This window comes from Sphingopyxis granuli (genome assembly GCF_001559015.1).
GTDB classification, from domain to species: Bacteria; Pseudomonadota; Alphaproteobacteria; order Sphingomonadales; family Sphingomonadaceae; genus Sphingopyxis; species Sphingopyxis granuli.
In genome coordinates, this window is sequence record NZ_CP012199.1 from 3,539,913 (window position 1) to 3,558,588 (window position 18,676).

19 protein-coding genes are annotated in these 18,676 nt (G+C 64.5%); 4 read left to right on the forward strand and 15 right to left on the reverse strand.

Going from position 1 to position 18,676, the window contains the following annotated elements; genetic code table 11:
- Together SGRAN_RS16235 and SGRAN_RS16240 are read right to left on the reverse strand one after the other, a co-directional pair.
- A complete protein-coding gene (locus SGRAN_RS16235) occupies positions 1 to 615 on the reverse strand; it encodes an acyl-homoserine-lactone synthase (RefSeq protein ID WP_067185417.1) in 615 nt (204 codons plus the stop codon).
- A gap of 90 nt (positions 616 to 705) precedes the next feature.
- Positions 706 to 1,440, reverse strand: a complete 735-nt coding sequence (locus SGRAN_RS16240) for a LuxR family transcriptional regulator (protein ID WP_067185419.1) — start codon at positions 1,438 to 1,440, stop codon at positions 706 to 708.
- A 574-nt stretch (positions 1,441 to 2,014) separates the two neighbouring features.
- Here SGRAN_RS16240 and SGRAN_RS16245 point away from each other — a divergent pair.
- On the forward strand, positions 2,015 to 2,248 hold the full coding sequence (locus SGRAN_RS16245) for a hypothetical protein (protein ID WP_067185421.1): 234 nt from the start codon (positions 2,015 to 2,017) through the stop codon (positions 2,246 to 2,248).
- Positions 2,245 to 4,707, forward strand: a complete 2,463-nt coding sequence (locus tag SGRAN_RS16250; protein ID WP_067185423.1) for an ATP-binding protein — start codon at positions 2,245 to 2,247, stop codon at positions 4,705 to 4,707. Before SGRAN_RS16245 ends, SGRAN_RS16250 begins: the two co-directional genes overlap by 4 nt.
- Before the next feature lie 7 nt (positions 4,708 to 4,714).
- Here the strand turns inward: SGRAN_RS16250 and SGRAN_RS16255 are convergent, their stop codons facing one another.
- The 3 genes from SGRAN_RS16255 to SGRAN_RS16265 all read right to left on the reverse strand — a co-directional run bounded on the left by SGRAN_RS16255 (position 4,715) and on the right by SGRAN_RS16265 (position 7,722).
- On the reverse strand, positions 4,715 to 5,359 hold the full coding sequence (locus SGRAN_RS16255) for a hypothetical protein (protein WP_148650908.1): 645 nt from the start codon (positions 5,357 to 5,359) through the stop codon (positions 4,715 to 4,717).
- A gap of 80 nt (positions 5,360 to 5,439) precedes the next feature.
- The gene (locus tag SGRAN_RS16260) at positions 5,440 to 6,369 is read right to left on the reverse strand and encodes a DUF2493 domain-containing protein (RefSeq protein WP_067185428.1); all 930 of its coding nucleotides are present in this window, start codon (positions 6,367 to 6,369) and stop codon (positions 5,440 to 5,442) included.
- A gap of 318 nt (positions 6,370 to 6,687) precedes the next feature.
- Positions 6,688 to 7,722 (reverse strand): DUF7146 domain-containing protein, encoded by a 1,035-nt coding sequence (locus tag SGRAN_RS16265; RefSeq protein ID WP_067185429.1) that lies wholly within the window; start codon positions 7,720 to 7,722, stop codon positions 6,688 to 6,690.
- Here SGRAN_RS16265 and SGRAN_RS22660 point away from each other — a divergent pair.
- Complete coding sequence (locus SGRAN_RS22660) at positions 7,657 to 7,818, forward strand: hypothetical protein (protein WP_172709590.1); 162 nt, start codon at positions 7,657 to 7,659, stop codon at positions 7,816 to 7,818. The two genes, SGRAN_RS16265 and SGRAN_RS22660, sit on opposite strands and share 66 nt — an antisense overlap.
- A 98-nt stretch (positions 7,819 to 7,916) precedes the next feature.
- Here SGRAN_RS22660 and SGRAN_RS16270 read toward each other — a convergent pair whose 3' ends face one another.
- The 6 genes from SGRAN_RS16270 to SGRAN_RS16295 all read right to left on the reverse strand — a co-directional run bounded on the left by SGRAN_RS16270 (position 7,917) and on the right by SGRAN_RS16295 (position 15,080).
- Positions 7,917 to 10,043: a ParB/RepB/Spo0J family partition protein gene (locus tag SGRAN_RS16270; protein ID WP_067185432.1), complete on the reverse strand. Its 2,127-nt coding sequence runs from the start codon at positions 10,041 to 10,043 to the stop codon at positions 7,917 to 7,919.
- Positions 10,044 to 10,164: 121 nt separating this feature from the next.
- Positions 10,165 to 11,358, reverse strand: coding sequence for a hypothetical protein (locus SGRAN_RS16275; RefSeq protein ID WP_067185434.1), 1,194 nt, complete (start codon positions 11,356 to 11,358; stop codon positions 10,165 to 10,167).
- Positions 11,359 to 11,492: 134 nt separating this feature from the next.
- Entirely contained in the window at positions 11,493 to 12,254 is a 762-nt protein-coding gene (locus SGRAN_RS16280; protein ID WP_067185437.1) for an SDR family NAD(P)-dependent oxidoreductase, read from the reverse strand.
- 104 nt (positions 12,255 to 12,358) lie between these two features.
- Entirely contained in the window at positions 12,359 to 12,676 is a 318-nt protein-coding gene (locus SGRAN_RS16285) for a 2Fe-2S iron-sulfur cluster-binding family protein (RefSeq protein WP_067185440.1), read from the reverse strand.
- 18 nt (positions 12,677 to 12,694) lie between these two features.
- Complete coding sequence (locus SGRAN_RS16290; protein ID WP_067185442.1) at positions 12,695 to 13,927, reverse strand: NAD(P)/FAD-dependent oxidoreductase; 1,233 nt, start codon at positions 13,925 to 13,927, stop codon at positions 12,695 to 12,697.
- Positions 13,928 to 13,958: 31 nt separating this feature from the next.
- The gene (locus tag SGRAN_RS16295) at positions 13,959 to 15,080 is read right to left on the reverse strand and encodes an LLM class flavin-dependent oxidoreductase (RefSeq protein ID WP_067185444.1); all 1,122 of its coding nucleotides are present in this window, start codon (positions 15,078 to 15,080) and stop codon (positions 13,959 to 13,961) included.
- A gap of 140 nt (positions 15,081 to 15,220) precedes the next feature.
- On the opposite strand from SGRAN_RS16295, the gene SGRAN_RS16300 reads away from it, so the two are divergent.
- Positions 15,221 to 15,874 (forward strand): TetR/AcrR family transcriptional regulator, encoded by a 654-nt coding sequence (locus SGRAN_RS16300; RefSeq protein ID WP_067185445.1) that lies wholly within the window; start codon positions 15,221 to 15,223, stop codon positions 15,872 to 15,874.
- A gap of 4 nt (positions 15,875 to 15,878) precedes the next feature.
- Here the strand turns inward: SGRAN_RS16300 and SGRAN_RS16305 are convergent, their stop codons facing one another.
- From SGRAN_RS16305 to SGRAN_RS16320, 4 genes are read right to left on the reverse strand one after another with little or no spacing between them, the layout of a single operon-like run.
- Complete coding sequence (locus tag SGRAN_RS16305; RefSeq protein ID WP_067185447.1) at positions 15,879 to 16,286, reverse strand: nuclear transport factor 2 family protein; 408 nt, start codon at positions 16,284 to 16,286, stop codon at positions 15,879 to 15,881.
- Positions 16,279 to 17,388 carry a 3,4-dihydroxy-2-butanone-4-phosphate synthase gene (gene ribB / locus SGRAN_RS16310; protein WP_237233544.1) on the reverse strand — a complete coding sequence of 370 codons (1,110 nt, stop codon included), beginning with the start codon at positions 17,386 to 17,388 and terminating at the stop codon, positions 16,279 to 16,281. The genes SGRAN_RS16305 and ribB overlap by 8 nt, the downstream gene beginning before the upstream one ends.
- A 4-nt stretch (positions 17,389 to 17,392) precedes the next feature.
- Positions 17,393 to 17,893: a flavin reductase family protein gene (locus SGRAN_RS16315; RefSeq protein WP_067185451.1), complete on the reverse strand. Its 501-nt coding sequence runs from the start codon at positions 17,891 to 17,893 to the stop codon at positions 17,393 to 17,395.
- 11 nt (positions 17,894 to 17,904) lie between these two features.
- Complete coding sequence (locus SGRAN_RS16320) at positions 17,905 to 18,675, reverse strand: enoyl-CoA hydratase/isomerase family protein (protein WP_067185452.1); 771 nt, start codon at positions 18,673 to 18,675, stop codon at positions 17,905 to 17,907.
- Position 18,676: the final 1 nt, after the last annotated feature.

Below are 18,676 nucleotides of genomic sequence, written 5' to 3' on the forward strand. Positions count from 1 at the left end.
TCAGGCTGCGCAGGCGGCCGAGGCCGCGGCTGCGTTGCTGACGATGCCCGCGCCGGCGAGCTTGGCGACGGTCGTGGCGTCGATGTCTATACGAAGACCGACGAGCGCCTGCCCGCGGTGCAAGACCGGCTCGCCGAGCGAGCGGCAATCCCAGCCGAAGGTCTGGATTTGCCGGAACCAGGGAAGTTCGGCGACTCCCGTATAGGTGCGGATGCCGTTCGCCAAGGCAAAGTCGGCAAGCCCGACGAGCAGTGCGTCGCGCGCGACGCGGCGCTGCCGCGCACCGATACCGGGCGACAGGCAGAAACGGGTGATTTCGAGAACATCGGGCCCCTGCGGCACATCACCCGCCACCAATCCCGGGAAGAGGCTGTCGAGGAGCGCCGGACGTGTGGTGAGGAGCAGCCGCGACGACGCAAGATGCTCCCCCTCTCCGTCGGTCACGATCAGATAAGTGGCGTCGACGTCGTCGAACTGGTCGAGCTCGAAGCGATCCGCGAGCGCCGGGATGTCCCATTTCAGAAGATCGATGAAGACGCGTTTGCGCGCCTCGAACATCGAGCGGAGCGCCTTATGCTCGAGCGCCCGGTTGGTGGAATCGACAAGTAGCAGCATGGAATTGCCTCCGTTTGAAAAGAGGCGTTCCAATTGAAGGGCTTTTTGCCCTTGCACCATAGCATGATAGGGGGGTGTCGCCGATTTTTCTCAGCGCTTGGCGATGTCCTCGAAGCTGATGTCGCCATCGTATAGCGCGCGCACCGTAAGCGTGATTCCGCCGTTTGCCTCGTAGCGCTGCCGGGCATTCCGCAGATGCTCACGCACCGTATCGGGGCTGAGACCTAGCCGCAGACCAATTCTGCGAACGGATTCTCCCTTGGCGGCCCAGATCAGCACCTCGCGTTGGCGACGGGTAAGCCGAGGTCCGATGTGCGCGAGATCGGGATATGTGATCAGACGCGCCGCATCGAAGGCAAGTCCGCCGATCATCCGTGCAAATTGCAGCGCATCGGCGCTCGCCAGCGCACCTGGCTTCCATGCGAAAGAGACGGAACCATGCGCATGGCCGGGAAGATGGGCGGGCACCGTGAGCCCGTCGCCAATGCCATGCCGGCGTGCCTCGGCAAGTATCACTTCGTCCTCGGGTCGCTCGGCCTTCATATTGTGCCACAGGAAACCCGCCATGCTGCGCTGGCTTTCGCGGTGAACGGGGTCGGTCACGCCGAGGCGTTGCTCGTCGAACCAGTGCGCCCATTCCTCCGGGTAATTATGAACACGAACGCCGCGCTCTGGCGCGGCGAGAAAGTCGATATGATGGCTGAGCGCGAACCAGGAGCAACCCATGTCGGCGCAGGCTTCGCGCAGCAGGTCTGCAAGACCGGCCTTGTCCTTCACGCGTGAGACGTCGAGCGCAAAAGCGTGCGCTGCGTCGATCGTTGGCATTGCGACCTATGGCGCGCCGACCGTCGTTTCCGATCCGTCCGGTCCGCTCGCCCCTCGTCAGTGCCGGCAACCCTGCCCTCTTACAAGGCTGGCCAACGGCGACGGCCGATCGCCGCTGGTCAAGGCGATCTTGGGAGAATGTGAAAATGCGGGCCAAGCCAATATATTTCAAATATATTCGGGAGATAGAACCAGATTGAGGCAATATCCTGCTGGCAGCAGATGACTAGCTAGCCGGCACCGAACTTTGTTCCACCTCGCCGGCAAGAAAGATCAACCGCTGAATATAGGGGTGCGACAGACCAAAGCACCAGCGATCGGGCAAATCGTCCTGTGATCTACCAGTCATAACCATGACAGGCGCGCGTGCGCCACTCATCGGGGGATGCTCGTCTCCACCTTTCAATGCGCTCATAGCCACGCTCCTCCAGCGAGAGGCAGGATCTAGAACAAAACAAGAACACTGTCAAGGTTTGGGGGAGGGTTGACCGCTCTTTCCGAATGTCGGTCGAACCGGTCCTAATTGATGCTTCTGCATCGGTCGGAATGCGGTATTGCTTGCTCGGAGGGGATCATGGCCAAAAAGACATATGACTTCGTGATCGACGATGCGCTCGGCACGTCGGACAATCTTGCCGCTTTCGCGGGAGGACTGACGGGTGACGCAGCTCTTGCTGCGGCACTGACGCCTCACCTCGCGCCGCTCGCCTCAGGTCAGAATCTCGATGCAGGAGCCATTTGGAACATTCTGTTCCAGGCGACCGCCGCTGCGCCGCCGCCCCCAGACGGCGCGGACGCCGCCTCATGACATGGCTTCTTCGCCAGATCGGAATCGAGGGCTTTCGCGGCATAAACAACGCCGGGTCACCGCTTGAGTTGGCGTTCCACACCGAGAAGGTGAATTCTGTCTTTGCGCCAAACGGCGTTGGCAAAAGCTCCATCTTCGAGGCTGTCACCTATGCTTTGACCGGGCAGATTCCGAAACTTGATGGCCTCCCCGCCGCGGAACAAGGCGGCACTTACTATCTCAATCGATTCCACCCGGGCGATACCGGAACGATTACCTTGTCGCTTCAGCCCGCCGCTGCCGGTCCAGCGATTGATGTGATCGTGACGCGCGACAGAACCGGGGCCAGGACGGTCGCCGTCAGTGACGGCCGCGACGGCGACGCCTTGCTCGCGGAACTCAATCGTGAATTCGTCCTTCTCGATGCCAAGACGTTTCAACGCTTTATCGATGATACGCCGCTCAACCGCGGACGCTCGTTCTCGGGACTTTTAGGCCTCGGACAATATTCGGCGCTCCGGCAATCCTTGCAGGCTTTGGCCAATACGCGAGCGTTCAATAATCATTTTGATGTCAGCAGCAAATCTGGCCGCAAGCAGCTAATCGAAGGGCAAATTACGCAGGAGCGGACCGCGATCCGTGAATCCTACCTCCACCTCGTAGGAGAGGACGCAGGCCAGCTCACGCAGGCCGATATGCAAACGAGGGCCCATGCGATCCTGCACAACATTCCGCTCATTCAACCGCGGTGCGCAGGCAAGACCTTCGATCAGATTTCCGCCGACGAATGCATAGCCTCGGTGCGCGAAGCCGAGGGCGGTCCCGACCGGGATCGCCTCGCCCAATTGCTGCGTGAAGAAGACTGGTGGAACCATGCGATAGCGGCTCTGCCGACGACGGCGCAGATCGTGTCGATTGTCGATATCGCAGCCGAGCGCGACACCGCCCTCGCGCAGACGCAGGGAGAGAAGTTTCTTCGCCTCTACCGCACGGCGCAGGAAATCACCGAGAGCGATGACTGGGTCGACAAGTCCTTATGTCCGGCGTGCGAGCGAACCGGCGAAAACTCCGTTCTCGACCACAGCAGGCACAAGGTCGCGCTCTACGACGCGGTGACCGCCGCATCCGCCAAGCTCGCCACAAGCTGGGCCACTGCAGATTGGGACAAGGTTGTCGAGCTAGAAAAGGCAACGCGGCAGGACGGCGAAGCTCCATTGATCCCGGGCGCGAAGGCGGCAATTGCGAAACAGGCGTTCACGCAGCCAGCTGCAGCCGAGCTACAGACCCGCATCGATCTCGTTCGCGCACGCGCAGAAGCTGCTCTCGCTGCGACCATTGCGGAAAAGGACGCAATCGAGAAGAGGCTTCCGGCCTCGCTCGTCGCGGTGACCGAAAAAGTCGAGGCGGCTCGCCGACTGCAGGCAGCCTTCAAGAAGCTTGAGCAACTCCTCGTGTCTCTGTCGGCGCTCGATACCGAGCTTGACCGCATCGAGCGGGTGCGGAGCTTTCTGTCCGACGCGTCTGGCGCCTTCTCGCAGGCAGAATCCGAGGCTGCGGCCCGGCGGCTCGCTGCGGTCGAGCCGCTATGTCGCGACCTTTTTCAGAGCATAATCTTCGATCCTGTGGTTCCGGCCATTTCTAAGCGCGCGGGTGGCGAGGATCTTCAACTTTCACTCGCGGCATTTCATGATCACGCCAATATCTCGGCCCAATCGGTCCTCTCCGAGAGCTATAGGAATGCCTTCGCGATATCCGTCTATCTGGCAGCCGCGTCGCTCTATTCGGGGGCCGCAAAGTTCCTGCTTCTCGACGACGTGACGTCGAGCCTCGATGCCGGCCACCAGTTCCACTTGATGGAGGTGATCCGGACGCGCTTCAGTCGGCCAGTCGTGCCGGATGGCCCACAGGTCATCCTTCTCAGCCACGACACGCTGCTGGAGAAATATTTCAATACAAACGGGTCGACGGCGGGCTGGGCGCATCAGCGGATCGAAGGCACCCCGCGGACCGCCGTGCTGCCGCAGTCGAACGCCGTCAATCGAGTCCGCGATGCCACGCTGGACCTGTTAAACGCCGGAAATGCGCAAGACGCCGCGCCCAGGATAAGGCAATATATCGAGTATGTTCTCGAAGAGATCATCATAAGGTGCCGTGTGCCCGTACCGATGGATATCGCACTCGGCGACGATCGGAGAATGGCGGGCCATCTCATTGGGGCAATCGATGCTCAAGTCAAACTGCACGCCGCCGCGAACACTCTCGTTCTGACGGCGGCGCAGGTCCAAGGGCTCAACCTCGCCGTGGCCACGATCAGTGCAAATTTCCTGGCGCATTGGAGCAGCGGACAGACGCAGGCCTTCGCTCCGGGGGCCCTATTGGGCGTGATGCAGGCAATCGACAATTATGCGGGCTGCTTCAAGTTCGAGCCAACGCCCGGTCAGGGCTTTCGATACTATCGGTCGCTCAGCCAGCAAGCATGACGCCAACTCATTCGCCGATCAGGTAGGACACGAATGGCTCAGTGAAATTGTAGCGATCGACCGAGTTAAATTTAATGTCGTAGATTGCTCCCGCATGGATCATGATCGTCATCATCGCTTTGACCTGCGGATGGTCGTCGAAAAAATACTGAAAATAGGGCGTCGAGCCTGGATTATATGCCCAACCCTTTTTCAGCAGGATGAACTGCCGCACCAGTTTGTTTCCCATAAGATCGGCGCGCATCTCCGCGATCAGTTCAGGCATCTTGCGTTCGAGGGCCGGGAATGGCGATGCCTTGGAGACCGAGTAACCTCGTGCCTCCAGAGCCGCCATCTTCTCGGCCGTATCCTTCCATTCGCGCAGCAGCGTTGGCGGAAATGACAATTCATCGTCATCGATGAGCTTGGCGTCGCGCTGGCACAGCCAAATGCCGTTGGCGATATCGCTGCGCTGTTCGGGCGTCAGCGCCTCATCGTAGCGGGCACCGCCAGGAGATGCCGCGCTGATATGAGCAGCCACTCCGACATTGGTGGTTCCACCCGCGGCGTCGGGTCCCGATGTCGGCTGGCGGCAGTCGGGATTGGAACAGCGCATTCCAACGCGCTTCGCGAGCCTGTCGACAACCGCGCGGCTAAAATCGTCTCGAGCCAATCAATCCTCCCCGCTTCTGATATGTCGCTAGCAGGCCATAAGCCGGAAGCGAACGGCAAATGGGTCCAATCGCGACGACTTCAGCGCGACCGAAAATCCCAGAGAGGAATGCCGATCTTCCTGGCCTTGTCGGCGAGATTGTCCTGAATGCCATTCCCCTGAAAGATGATGAGACCGACTGGAAGAGCCTCGAGCATCCGGTCATTGCGCTTGAACGGCGCCGCCTTGCCGTGGCGCTTCCAGTCGGGACGAAAGGCGACCTGTGCCACGCCGCGATTGTCCGCCCAGCAAGCCGCTGCCCGCTCGGCACCCGTCGGCGTAGCGCCATGGAGCAGGATCATGTCGGGGTGCCGCGCTTTCGCTTTGTCGAGCGCCTCCCAGATGGCCCGATGATCTTCGCAATCGCTGCCGCCGGTGAAGGCAATACGGGTTCCTTCCGGAAGGAGCGTCGCCGCTTTTTCGCGAAGCCGGGCGTCGAGGAAGTCGCGGCTATCGATCAGCGAGGCCGTCATCGTCCGATGATTGGTGCGTGAGCCGTTGCGCGGCGCCCAGGCCTTGCGGAGAAGCAGGCGAAATTGCTCGGCCGCCGCCTCGCGGAAGAATTCCATCGCGTCGCGGCGTTCGATCAGGGAAATGCCCTCCCGCGTCGCCCGCTCGAGTTCGACCGAGCGGATCTCGCTGCCGTCCTGTTCGCGTTGCAGCCGGCGCTGAAGCTGCTCATTGTCGTCGAGCGCGCGCTCGACCCGTTCGCCGGCGCGGTGGAAGATGTTGACGAGGTTCCAGAGGAGGTCGTCGAGATCGGGCTCGATCCGGGTTTCGGCGAGACACCCTGCGAGCGCATCGAACATGTCGGCGACCGCGCCGCCCGCTAGCCGGGCGTCGGGGAGCGGCCGCGGATCGGGTTCGTCCTCATAGGGCCGGTGACCGAAGAGCTGCATTTCCTGGAGCAGATGGGCCGTGGTTCCGAGTTCGAGGGAGAGTTCCAGGTCAGGATCGGCAGCGTCGCGCATCGTAGGTCTCCGTGTTGCCCAGCCGCGCCTCGCGCGGCCTTCGTGGCGACGGCCCGCGACGGGCGGGACGGGTTCGCATCGCGGCGCGAGCGCCGCGACCGGAGCGTGAGCGGAGGATGGCGGGCGAAGGCTATTTTGCTTCGCGATGCAAAGGGGCCACGAGGCCCCGGCGGAAAATAGCCGCCCGGCCGCCATTGCGCTCCCGGCGTGCCCGGCGCAGTCGCCCTCTCACGAAGGCCGGGGCGCGCGCCCCAAGAGAAGACGTGCTGCGTACGCCGGAGGCAGGCCATCTTCCCCGTTCCGGCCAGTTCAAGGTCTTCAAACAAGAAGAAGACGATCGGGTCCGACGAGCTGGTTGCGAAGCGATGCGCCGAGCCGCTGCGGGCCGAGCGTCATAAGGTCGCCGTTGAAGTCGCCGCGCGCAGGCTCGAGCGGCAGGACGTCGATGCCGGCCGCTGCCGCCCGCTCGCCAATCGCCGCGAGCGCACCGTCCCCGGCAGGGTCGTCATCGCGCGCGACATAGAGACGCTCGAGGTCGGCTGGAAAGGCCAAGGCCCCGAGATGCGCGGCGGAAAGGCCAGCGATCATCGGCATCGATGGCAGCAGCTGACGCAGCGACAGGATTGTCTCGAGGCCTTCTCCCGCCGCCATCACGCGGGCGGCCCGGCCGAAGCGGACGCCATTGCCGAGGAGGTGACCCATGGCGCGGCGCGGGAAGGCCACCGGCGCCTTGTCCGCTGTTTCGGGGTCGAGCCATGTTCGGTGAACGCCGGTGATCGCGCCATCGAGGTCGGTCACCGCCGCGATCATCGCCGGCCAGGCCGGCCTCGTGTCGGGCGCATCGTCCACCGTTCGCCGGTAGAAACAATGGGGATGGAAGCGCAGCGGATCGCTCGGCGCGAGCGCATCGATGGCCCGTCCGGCAAGATAGCGGCTTGCGAGGCTTGCGATGATCGGCCTGGTTGACCCCCATAGTCTTCGCGCTGCCTCGGGGGTCCCCGTGGGCGCCTTGGGCGGTGCCCGGTTTCGATCCGCGGCTGGCGGCGGCGGCAGGCTCAGAAAGCGGCGCGCTTCCTCCAGCGTTTCCCGAAATGCAACGTGGCCGCAGGCGTTCGCAATGATGTCGAGCAGGTCGCCATGCTCGCCGCTCGCCGCATCGGTCCATTTGCCTGCGGAGCCACGTCCATCGGGGGCAGCGAAAAGGCGAACATAAAGACTTCGGCCGGGACCATTATGGATATCTCCGACCATCCAATAGCAACCTTCGCGGCGGCCATTCGAGAGATAGTGGCGACACACGGCCTCGGCGTTTTCGCCAAGGCGGCGGGCAATTTCAGCGGCAACACCGGACATATGGGGCTCCATTTCCTGGCGGCCCGCTTCCGCATGACGCTCTCATCGAGCGACGCGCAGCGAACCGCACCGACAGCCCCTGCCGGCGACGAATGATTGATGTTCGTCACGCCACCCTCGATTTCAAGGTCGGGGCACAAAAAAGGGAAGCCCGGCATGGCGCCGGGCTTCCCAGATGTTTCGAGACACGCGATCTATTCGGCGGCCACCGCATCGATCGCGTCACCTTCGTCGCCCTCCCCGCCCGCATCGAGGTCATGACCCCCGACCTCGGGCGCCTCGTCGTCGTTCGCGGCCTGCAGGTCGGCCTCGACGATCGGCTCGGGCGTGCGGAGGGGCTTGGCGAGCCACCCCTTGCCCTGGAGCAGGTCCTCGGCGGCGCTTGCCATCTCCGGCTTCTTCAAACCGCCGAGCCGGCCCGCGGCATCCGCGCCGCAGGCCTCCTCGACCGCCGCGAGGATCTGCGGCTTGGTGACGCGGCCGAGATAATTGGCGACCGTTGCGGTCCAGCCGGCAGCCACCATGTCGAGACCCGACGCCCGCGCGAGGACATGCGAATGCTCGATCCGGGCCGCGACCGCGCGCGCCGAGACCCGGCCCTGATTATATTGGGTCGCCGGCTCCCAGGTCGCGTCAATGCCAAAGGACACGCAATGGGCAAAGAGCGCGGCCTGTTCGTCGTCGTCGAACGTCGCGAGCACGTCCCACACCGTATCGGTCGTATCGGGGAGCCGAGCCGACCAGCCTTCGTGCCGTTCGTTGATCGCCTTCGCCGACGCGCAGTCGTTGAGGGCGGACCCGTAACCGATCAGCCGGTTGCTGCGCATCGAGATGCCGACACAGCTCGCCGACGACGAGTAAGTGTAGAAGGCCTCGAGTACGAGCGCATGGAGCATCGCGGCGAAGGCGACCAAGGGGCTCGACGCCACCGCGTCGCGCAGTGCAAGCGTGCGATGCGCGGTCAGGTCGGTGACGAGCTTGTCGGGCAGCGGGCGAAGAAGATCGTCGGGATCCTCCTCGTCGGTCCCATCGGCCGGCGCACCGGCGCCCTCGTCATCGCCGTCGCCGCCCTCGCCGGCCTGTTCGGCATCGCCAGTGCCCGCCTCACCGTCGGCTGCAGTCTCTTCGACCTCGCCCGCCGGCTCATCCTCGGGCCGGACATAGCCACGTTCGATGTGCAGCGAGCCATCGACGTCGATGCTGACGAAGGCACCGGCGATCGCCATCTCGGCAGGATCATAGACGAGCGGTTTCGAGACCAGGGGCGCAATTTCCTCGTCGATCGCCTGGATGCGGGCGGCGACCTCGTCGGGGATGTCCTCCTCGCCGGCCCACTGGTCTTCGAGCCGGTCGGCCTCCTCGCGAAGCGCTTCGAGCCGCGTTTCGTCCTCCTCGCTCGCCGCGGGTTCCTCGCCGTCGATCGGACGCAGACCGTAGGTATGGCCATAGGGGAAGTCGACCGCCTGCTCGACCCACTTCCACCCTTCGGCTGCGACCGCTGCGACTTCGGCTTCGAGCTTCTCGGTCTGGAGGCGATCGAGCAGCGCGACGTCTTCGAGCCAGCCGCCGTCATCGGATTCGAACAGGTCGCGAAGGACATGACCGCCGGCTGCGAGATAGGCGGCCAGCGTCACGAAGCGCACGCGCTTGTCGGACGCGCGCACCTTGTCTTCGGTGAGGCGGGCCCGAATGAACCAGGGCTGCTGCGTGTTGCTCGTCTGGAGCATTTCCCAGACTTGCTCCTGCCGCGCATGATCGCTGGCGACCGCGAAGGCGATCAGCTGTTCGAGCGTCATGCCGTCTTCGGCATAGATGTCGTGCAGCTTCGGCGAGACACCGGCGAGCTTGAGGCGCTGCTTCACGACGGCAGGCGTCACCATGAAGGTGGCGGCGATGCTCTCGATGTCGCTGCCCTGTTCGACGAGCTTCTGCATGGCGCGGAACTGGTCGAGCGGATGCAGCGGCTCGCGGTGGACATTCTCGGCGAGCGAATCCTCCTCGGCCGACACGATGTCGTCGTCGCGCACGATGCACGGGACCGGTTCGGTCTTGGCCATGCGGCGGGTCTTGACCAGCTGCTGCAGCGCGCGGAAGCGGCGCCCACCCGCGGGCACCTCGAACTTGCCCGTTTCCTGGCCTTCCTCGTCGCGCTGGGCGCGAACGGTCAGGCTCTGGAGCAGGCCGCGCCGCTCGATATCGGCCGCCAGACTGTCGATCGACACCCCGGCCTTCACGCGGCGGACATTTGCCTGGCTCAGGACGAGCGCGCTGAACGGGATGTCGCGCGCGCCGCTGAGGGTGATTTTCACATGCTTCGTCATGACTTGTCTCCATGACGAGCCGCCGAAAGACTCTCTCTCGACCCCTGGCCCGTCATGGCTCCGGCGCAGCCCTCTTCCTCTTGGGAACAGGACCACGCCAGACCGACGCGCCGAGCTGGCGTCAGCGAACCGAAGCCAGCAGTTTCGCGCCCTTTCCTTCCAGATCGAGACGCGCATCCTGATGCGGCCGGTCGCGCGCGAGCGCGTTGATGCCCTGCACAAAGTCGAAGATCGACGTCGGCGGATGGCCCTCTTCCTGGAGGACCGTCGCGATGATCTTGTCGGTCTCGCCTTTCGAGAAGCCGCGCTTGCGCAAGAAGGTCTGTCGCTCCTCGACGGTCTTGGCGACGATCGCGGTGCGCGCGGCACTGATCCCGTTCAGGAAGGACCCCGGCGACGAGGATGCGAAGCGCTCGAGCGCGGGCGAGGCTTCCTGCGCGAAGCGGCCGGCCGCGAATTTGCTGTGCCGGATGCTGATCTCCTCGAAACCTTCGGCGCCCCAGATGTTCCGGTTCATGCACACGGCGCGAAGATAGAAGGTCGCCATGCCGAGCGTCTTCGACCCGACCTCGCTGTTCCAGCAGTAGAAGCCGCGGAAGAAAAGGTCGGGGTCGCCGTTCGGGAGGCGCCCGGCTTCGATCGGGTTGGCGTCATCGACGAGGAAGAGGAACACGTCGCGGTCGCTGGCGTACAGCGTGGTCGTGTCCTTCGTCACCTCGACGAAGGGATTGTGATGCATCGTCGACCAGTCGAGCATGCCGGGGATCTTCCAGCGCGTGTCGCCGGTGCCGTTGCCCGCAATCTTCATCACGGCGGACACGAGTTCATGGTCCCAGATGCGGCCATAGTCGGGGCCGGTCACGGCGCGCAGCTCGGTGCGGCCGTCGCCGGTCTCGAGGGTCTTCACCAATTCTCCGCGATGCGACAGCAAGCCATGCTGCATGTTGATGCCGGCAAGCGCTGCAGGCAGTTGGCGCAAATAGCCAGCCGGCGCGCCCACGAGGCTGCAGAGCTGGCCGAAGGACCAATGGGTCGGCGCCACGGGCTCGCTGCGGTCGGGGAGCCTGAGCACCAGCCGCTCGGGATTGTCGGATGCGGCCTCGACATGGATCGCGCGCGTTTCGACGGTGCGAGTCGTGGCAGCGTCGGCCCGCGCGCGCACCGCTTCATAAAGGTCGGGCAGCGAGAGATAGCGCTCATCGTCGGGTCGCGAGAACCATTCGGACGAGACGCGGCCGAGCCGCTGGCCGCGCGAAATATCGACCTTGTAGCCAAGCGGCTGGCCCGGCGCCGGATTTTGGGTAAGTGGGGTCATGACCTTGCTCCATGACGGACGCCGGGAGCCTCTCTCCCAACCTCTTTCCGTCACGGCTTCCGGCCGGACTTCCTCTTCGGACACCGAAGGTGGCCGCCGGAGCCTGCCCTCGGCAGGTCCGGTGTCTTCGGGCCCTAGCGCGGCGCCATGCGGATCGCGCCGTCGAGGCGGATCGTCTCCCCGTTGAGCATCGGATTCTCGACGATTGCGCGGACCATCTGCGCATATTCCTCGGGCTTGCCGAGGCGGCTCGGGTGCGGAACCTGCGTCCCGAGGCTGTCTTGCGCGGCCTGCGGCAAGCCCATCAGCATGGGCGTCAGGAAGATGCCGGGCGCGATGGTGACGACGCGAATGCGGTGCTGCGCAAGATCGCGCGCGACAGGAAGCGTCATGCCCGCGACGCCGGCCTTCGAGGCAGCATAGGCCGCCTGCCCTATCTGCCCGTCGAACGCCGCAACCGAAGCCGTGTTGACGATGACGCCGCGTTCTTCGCCGATTGGCTCGGCTGCCGCGAGACGCGCGGCGAACTGGGCGATGACGTTGAAGCTGCCGACGAGATTGATCTCGACCGCGCGTCGGAAGGCGGCGAGCGGATGCGGCGCATTCTCCTTGCCGACGGTCTTGATCGCCGGCGCGACGCCGGCGCAATTGACGAGGAGGCGCGTGACGCCAAGGGCCGCCTCGGCAGCATCGAGACCGGCGGCAACGCTCGCCTCGTCGGCGACATCGACCCGCGCGAACAGCCCGCCGATCGCCGCGGCATGCGCCTCGCCGACTTCTTCGTTGAGATCGAAGATCGTCACCTTCGCGCCGAGCCCCGCGAGCATCGCCGCGGTCGCGCCGCCAAGGCCCGAGGCACCGCCGGTCACCACCGCGGTCAGATTGTTCACTTCCATATCCGTCTCCGTTCAGCTGTGCGCCTGCGGCGCAAGGTCATCGCCCGCTCATGCCAAAGGGCCCGGCGGACCGACCGCAGGGCCTCATCGCCAGGCCGGGCCGCTCAATCTTCGCGTGCGATCGTAACCTTGATGCCGTCGAGCGCGTCGTCGAACGGAATCTGGCACGAGAGGCGCGACGTTTCGTTGCGGTCCTCCGAGCTGTCGAGAAGATCATTCTCATCGTCGCTCATCGCCGGCAGCTTGGCGGCAAAGGCGGGATCGACATGGATATGGCAGGTCGCGCACGAGCAGCAGCCGCCGCACAGCGCGAGCAACTCGTCGAAGCCATTATCGCGGATCACCTCCATCAAGGTCAGCCCGGCATCGGCCTCCAGCGTGTGGGCGGTCCCCTCGCGATCGACCACGGTCAAACTTGGCATGCACTAAACTCCATCTGGTTATGCGGCTGCCGCGGGCAGCAAGGATTTGAGCGGCGTTTCGGGATCGGCGAGCTGCTCGGCGGTCGCGACGAGGCCGGCGGTCACGATCATGCGGCCCTGGACATAGTCCTTGGTCGCGTTGACGCAGTCGATCGCGATCACCTTTCCGGCTTTCAGATAGACGATCGAGAAGCTGCGGCTCGCGACATCGCCGCGCAGCACAGCGCGGTCGTGCCCGGTCGACAGTCCGGCGGTCTGGAGCTTGAGGTCATATTGGTTCGACCAGAACCAGGGAATGGCATGATAGGGTGCTTCGTCGCCGACGATGCCCTTGGCCACGACATTGGCCTGGTCGTTGGCATTCTGGACCGATTCCAGCCGGATCACGACGCCCTCGGCATAGTCATTCTCGTGCGCGGCGCAGTCGCCGATCGCGTAGATGTCGGGGAGGCTGGTCTTGCAGAGGCGGTCGACGAGAACGCCGTTCCCGCCCTCGGCGCCGGCCGCGATCAGCGGCTCGACGGCGGGAATGATGCCGATACCCACGATGACCAGATCGGCGGGAATGAGCTCGCCATCGGCAAGCCGGACGCCGGTGACGCGCGCATCGCCCTCAAGCGCTTCGACCGACACGCCGAGGCGCAGGTCGACGCCATGTTCGCGGTGCTCGCGCTCGTAGAAGCGCGACAGGTCGGTGCCGGCGACGCGGGCGAGCACGCGGTCGAGCGCTTCCAATAGCACCACCTTCTTGCCCGCCTTGCGCAGGACCGCCGCGGCCTCGAGCCCGATATAACCGCCGCCGATGACGACAATCTGGCGCGCCGTCTCCGACGCCGCCTTCATCGCATCGGCGTCGGCGCGCGTGCGCACGCCCTGGACGCCGGGCAGATCGCCGCCGGGGATCGGCAACATGCGCGGGGAACCGCCGGTCGCCCAGACGAGCTTGCCATAGCCGATCGTCTCGCCGCGGTCGGTCGTGACCTTGTGCGCGGCGGGATCGACCGAGACGACACGCTGGCCGAGGAGCATCGCCACGCCGCGCTCGTCCCAATATTTGGCGGGGCGAAGCTGGATGCGCTCGAACTCCTTCTCGCCCGCGAAATATTCCTTCGAGAGCGGCGGGCGCTCATAGGGGAGCTCGGGCTCGTCGCCGATGATCGCGATCGTCCCCTCGAACTTCTGGGTGCGGAGCATGACGGCGACCTGCGCGCCGCCATGCCCTGCCCCCACGATCACCACATCAAAGTCCATCGCGTCCCCTGCCATCGCGCCCCTTATCCTCTCAGTTGGCCGCGCCAGGCAGCTTCACCCGGGGCGCCACTTCCTTTGCGGCGAGCTCGAGCGAATGGAACCAGGGTGCGGGATCGTCATAATAATCGTGCGATTCGATCTGGAGCGTTCCCCAGCCGCCGCATTTTTCGAAAAGATGGTTGAGCTTGTCGACGACGGTGTCGGGCGAGCCGACGACGAAGACATTGTCGACGAGGAATTCGAGATCGGCGGCCAGCGGGTCGATGCCGGCATCCTTCGCAAAGCCGTCCATCATGCCGAAGCGGCGCCAGATGGGGATGAGATAGCGATTGAAGCAGAAGCCGATCGGCCCCTCCATGACGAGGCGCTTGGCCTCGGCGTCGGTGTCGGCGACGAACACCGTCTGCGACACGGCGTGGCGCGAGCGGTCGGGGGTGAAGCCCGCCTTGATGTTCGCCTCGGAGTAAATTTCCCAGTGGCGCTTCAGCGCGTCGAGACCCGAATAGATCGAGACCGGCTTGAAGTTGCGCTCGCCGGCGAGCCGCATCGAGGGCGAATTGGCGCTGAAGCCGGTGACCGCGAACTCGGGGAAGCCGCCGCCATAAGGCGAATAATTGGCGAGCTTGTGCTGCTCGTCCTCCTCGGTCAGCGCTTCCTCCTCTTGGGGGAAGCCCGCGTCCCAATATTTGCCTTCGTAGAAGAAGGGTTCGCGCGCCCAGATCTTCTCCATGATGAAGAGGGATTCGCGCACCATGTCGTTGAGATGCTCGGTGTTCTGATCCTCTTCCTTGATGCCGTGCATATAGGAAGCGAGCGGATAGGCCCCTGCCCCGATGCCCATGAAATAGCGGCCTTCGAGGATCTGCGAGAGCCAGCCGACGGTCATCGCGAGCTTGGTCGGATTATGGTGCGGCAGGATGTGCGCCATCGGCGCGAACTTGATCTTCTCGGTCTGGAGCGCGGCGGCCGCCATGATCAGCTCGGGCGCCGGGATATTCTCCCAGATCTGCGAGGCGTGTTCGGAAATCATCATCGTCGAAAAGCCCGCCTTGTCGGCGGCGATAGAGCTTTGCACCCCCCATTCGAACGTCTGACGCGCAGTGCGCCCCGGACGCATATAGGGGTGAAAGATCAGACCCGTGTCCATGCTCATAATGTCTCTCCCAGCCGGCATTAAGCCAGTCGGCTTAAATTGACCTTTTGGGGCATCGGGGTCAAGAAGAATCAACATAGGCGTTGATAAAATCTGCGCGGGTCGGTTGACCTGCCTGCGCGAGCGAGCCACACCGGGCCATGATCAATGCCGCCATTGCCCAGACGATCCCGACGCCGCCCGGCGAGGCGAAGCGCGCGCTCATCCATGCGGCCGAGACGATTTTCGCGCGCGACGGCATCGAGGGCGCCTCGCTGCGCGAGATCGCGGCCGCTGCGGGGCAGCGCAATCACCACGCCGTCCAATATCATTTCGGTACCCGCGAGGCGCTGGTGCAAGCGGTTTTCAGTTACCGGATGTGGCAGATGGAAGCCGGGCGCGTCGTCATGCTCGGCGACCGGCCCGACGAGGCGATCGATCTCAGGACGCTGATCGGCACGGTCTTCCTGCCGCAGATCGAGCTCATCGATGCGCATGGCGACTATGCCTATGCGGCCTTCCTCAGCCAGTATCTGATGCGCCATGAAGGGCGCGGCTATGGCAATTTCGGCGAGGATTTGCCGCCCGCGCTCGCGCGCACGCTGATGCTGCTGCGCGCTCATATGCCCGCGATGCCCGACACCGCGGCGCAGCGCCGCCTGATCACCGCCTGCTTCATGTTCCTCAACATATTGGTGATCCATTCGCGCGGGATGATGGGACAGTCGGAGAAGCTCGAGCTGATGCTCGACGATACGATCGGCCAGATCGAAGCGGCGCTGGCCGCTCCTTATGCCGGCGACCCCGCCGGCTGAGCCGTCAGGCGAAGAAAATCTCCTTCGCATGCTGCGTGTCCATATATTCGCGCACTTCCTGCACGCGCCCGCCGCGCACCTCGACGAGAAAATGATAGTGCGGCGTGTACACCCGGCCATCGAGCAGTTCGGCGCGGCCCTCGGCCTCGACCGCGACATGGTCGCCCTCGGCGATCATTCTTTTGGGCTCGATCCGCAGGCATCCGTCCTTGTAGATTTGCGTCGCGCCGGCGAGCAACGGCCCGAAACTCGCCTTGTCGTAGCGCCCCGACATGCCGTCGAGCCGCCCCGACACCCACCAGCCGCCGTCGTCGGCCATCGCATCGAGGATCGCCGGGACATCGCCGCTCGAGAAAGTCTCGAAGAAGCGGCGCACCACTTCCTTGTTCGCGGCGAGGCCCGCCTCAGCCATCATCGCTCGCCACGATGGGCTGGCGGCCGACGATCTCGAGGCCGAAGCCTTCGAGGGCGGCCATCTTGCGGTTGCTCGAGGTGAGCAGCGTCATGCGTCCGACGCCGACATCGCGCAGGATCTGCGCGCCGAAGCCATAGTCGCGGTCGCTGGCGCGCTCGGCATATTCGCGCCGCCCGCCGCCGACGCGGCGCGAGATCGACTGCGGATCGGGATCCTGGATGAACACCGCGACCGCGGGGCCGTCATGCGCGGCGAGCTGCTTCAAGGCCGCCGGCACATAATCGGGATGGGCGTTGCGATAGCCGAGCAGATCGGCGGTGAGATCGAACTGGTGGACGCGCACGAGCGTGTCGCTGTCGGGCTTGATCGTGCCGCGGGTGAGCGCGACATGCTCGCCGCCGTCGACCTTGTCGCGATAGACATGGATGGTGAAGTCGTCGCCATAGTGGCTGACGAACGGCCCCGAGGCGACGCGCTCGACGAGCATTTCGGACTTACGGCGGAAGGCGATGAGGTCGGCGATCGTGCCGATCTTCATGCCATGTTTTTCGGCAAAGGGGATGAGATCGGCGAGGCGCGCCATCGAGCCGTCGTCGTTCATCACCTCGCAAATGACCGCCGCCGGGATGAGCCCCGCGAGATTGGAAATGTCGACCGCCGCCTCGGTGTGGCCGGCGCGCACAAGCACGCCGCCGTCGCGCGCGACGAGCGGGAAGACATGGCCCGGCGAGACGATGTCGCGCTTCGGATCGCGCGAATTGATCGCCACCGACACGGTGTGGGCGCGGTCATAGGCCGAGATGCCCGTCGTCACCCCTTCGCGCGCCTCGATCGAGACGGTGAAGGCGGTGCCATGGCCCGAGCGGTTGTTCTGCGACATCTGCTCGAGTTCGAGGAAACGCGCCCGCTCGGCGGTGATGGTGAGGCAGATGAGACCGCGGGCGTGCGTCGCCATCTGGTTGATACGGTCGGGCGTCGCGAATTGCGCCGGGATGATGATGTCGCCTTCATTCTCCCGGTCGTCGGCATCGACGAGGATGAAGGGCTTCCCGTTGCGGGCTTCGGCAATGATGTCCGCGATGGGCGATATCGCCGTCACCGGGTCATGCCTGGGTTTCGATACAGGCTGCAAGGTCATGATAGCCTCCGCGGAAAAAGAGCAACGGGGTGCCGGTGTCGCGCATCTCGAGCGCCTGCACGGCGCCGACAACAAGAAGATGGTCGCCGATCTCGGTCACCGACGCAATCGAGCATTCGATCCAGGCGAGCACATCGTCGAGAAGCGGCAGGCCGGCGGGCGTGGTGCCGCAATCGATCCCGGCGAACTTGTCCTCGCCCTTGGCGGCGAAGCGGCTCGAATGATGCTTCTGGTCGGCAGCGAGGATGTTGGCGCAGAAATGCCCGGTCGCTTCGATCTGGGGCCAGCTCGTCGACTTCTTGTCCGGAAAGAAGCCGACGAGCGGCGGATCGAGCGAGATCGAGGTAAAGCTGCCGACCACCATCGCGTGCCGTGCGCCGTCGTGCGTCGCTGTGACGACGCAGACGCCGGTCGGATAGCATCCAAGAACATTGCGAAAGTGGCGGGGATCGATCGGCGTGGTCATGGCTCAGTCCCTCAGCGCCCCGTCCAGACGGGCTTGCGCCGCTCGGCGCCGGCCACCTCGCCCTCGCGCTTGTCGGCCGTCGATGCATATTGCTCGATCGACTCGAAGCGGCTCATCAGCGCGACCTCGAGCGGATGCCCCAACCTCGCATTCGCGGCTTCCTTCGCGGCCTGGTTCGCGAGCGGCGATGCCGCCGTGACCTTTTCGGCCCATTTCTGCGCGGTGTCGGCGAGATCGGCGAAGGCGACGACTTCGTTCACGAGGCCGTAGCGTTCGGCGACGTCGGCCTTGATGCGGTCGCCGGTGAGGATCATCGCCATGCCGATGCGGTAAGGCAGCTGGCGCACGGCGCGGTGGACGACGCCGCACTCGCCGATGATGCCGACCTTTGTTTCGGGAAGTCCGAACTGCGCTGTATCGGCAGCGACAATGATATCGGCGCACATGGCAAGCTCGAAACCGCCGCCGACGCAGAAGCCCTGCACGGCGGCCACGAGCGGCTTCTTCAGCGTCACCATCGGACCGCCGATGCCGGTCAAGCCGCCGGCGAGCGCCATGCGCGACTTGCGTTCGGCACCGCCCGAGACATCCGCCCCGATGCAAAAGCCCTTCTCGCCTTCGGCCGAAAGGATCGCGCACCAGATGTTGGGATCCTCGTTGATCGCGGTCCATGCCTCGAACAGGAGGTCGTCCATTTCGGGGGTGATCGCGTTGAGCCCCTGCGGACGATTGAGCCGTACATGGGCGATATTGCCCGTTACCGAATATTCGACATCAGCCATC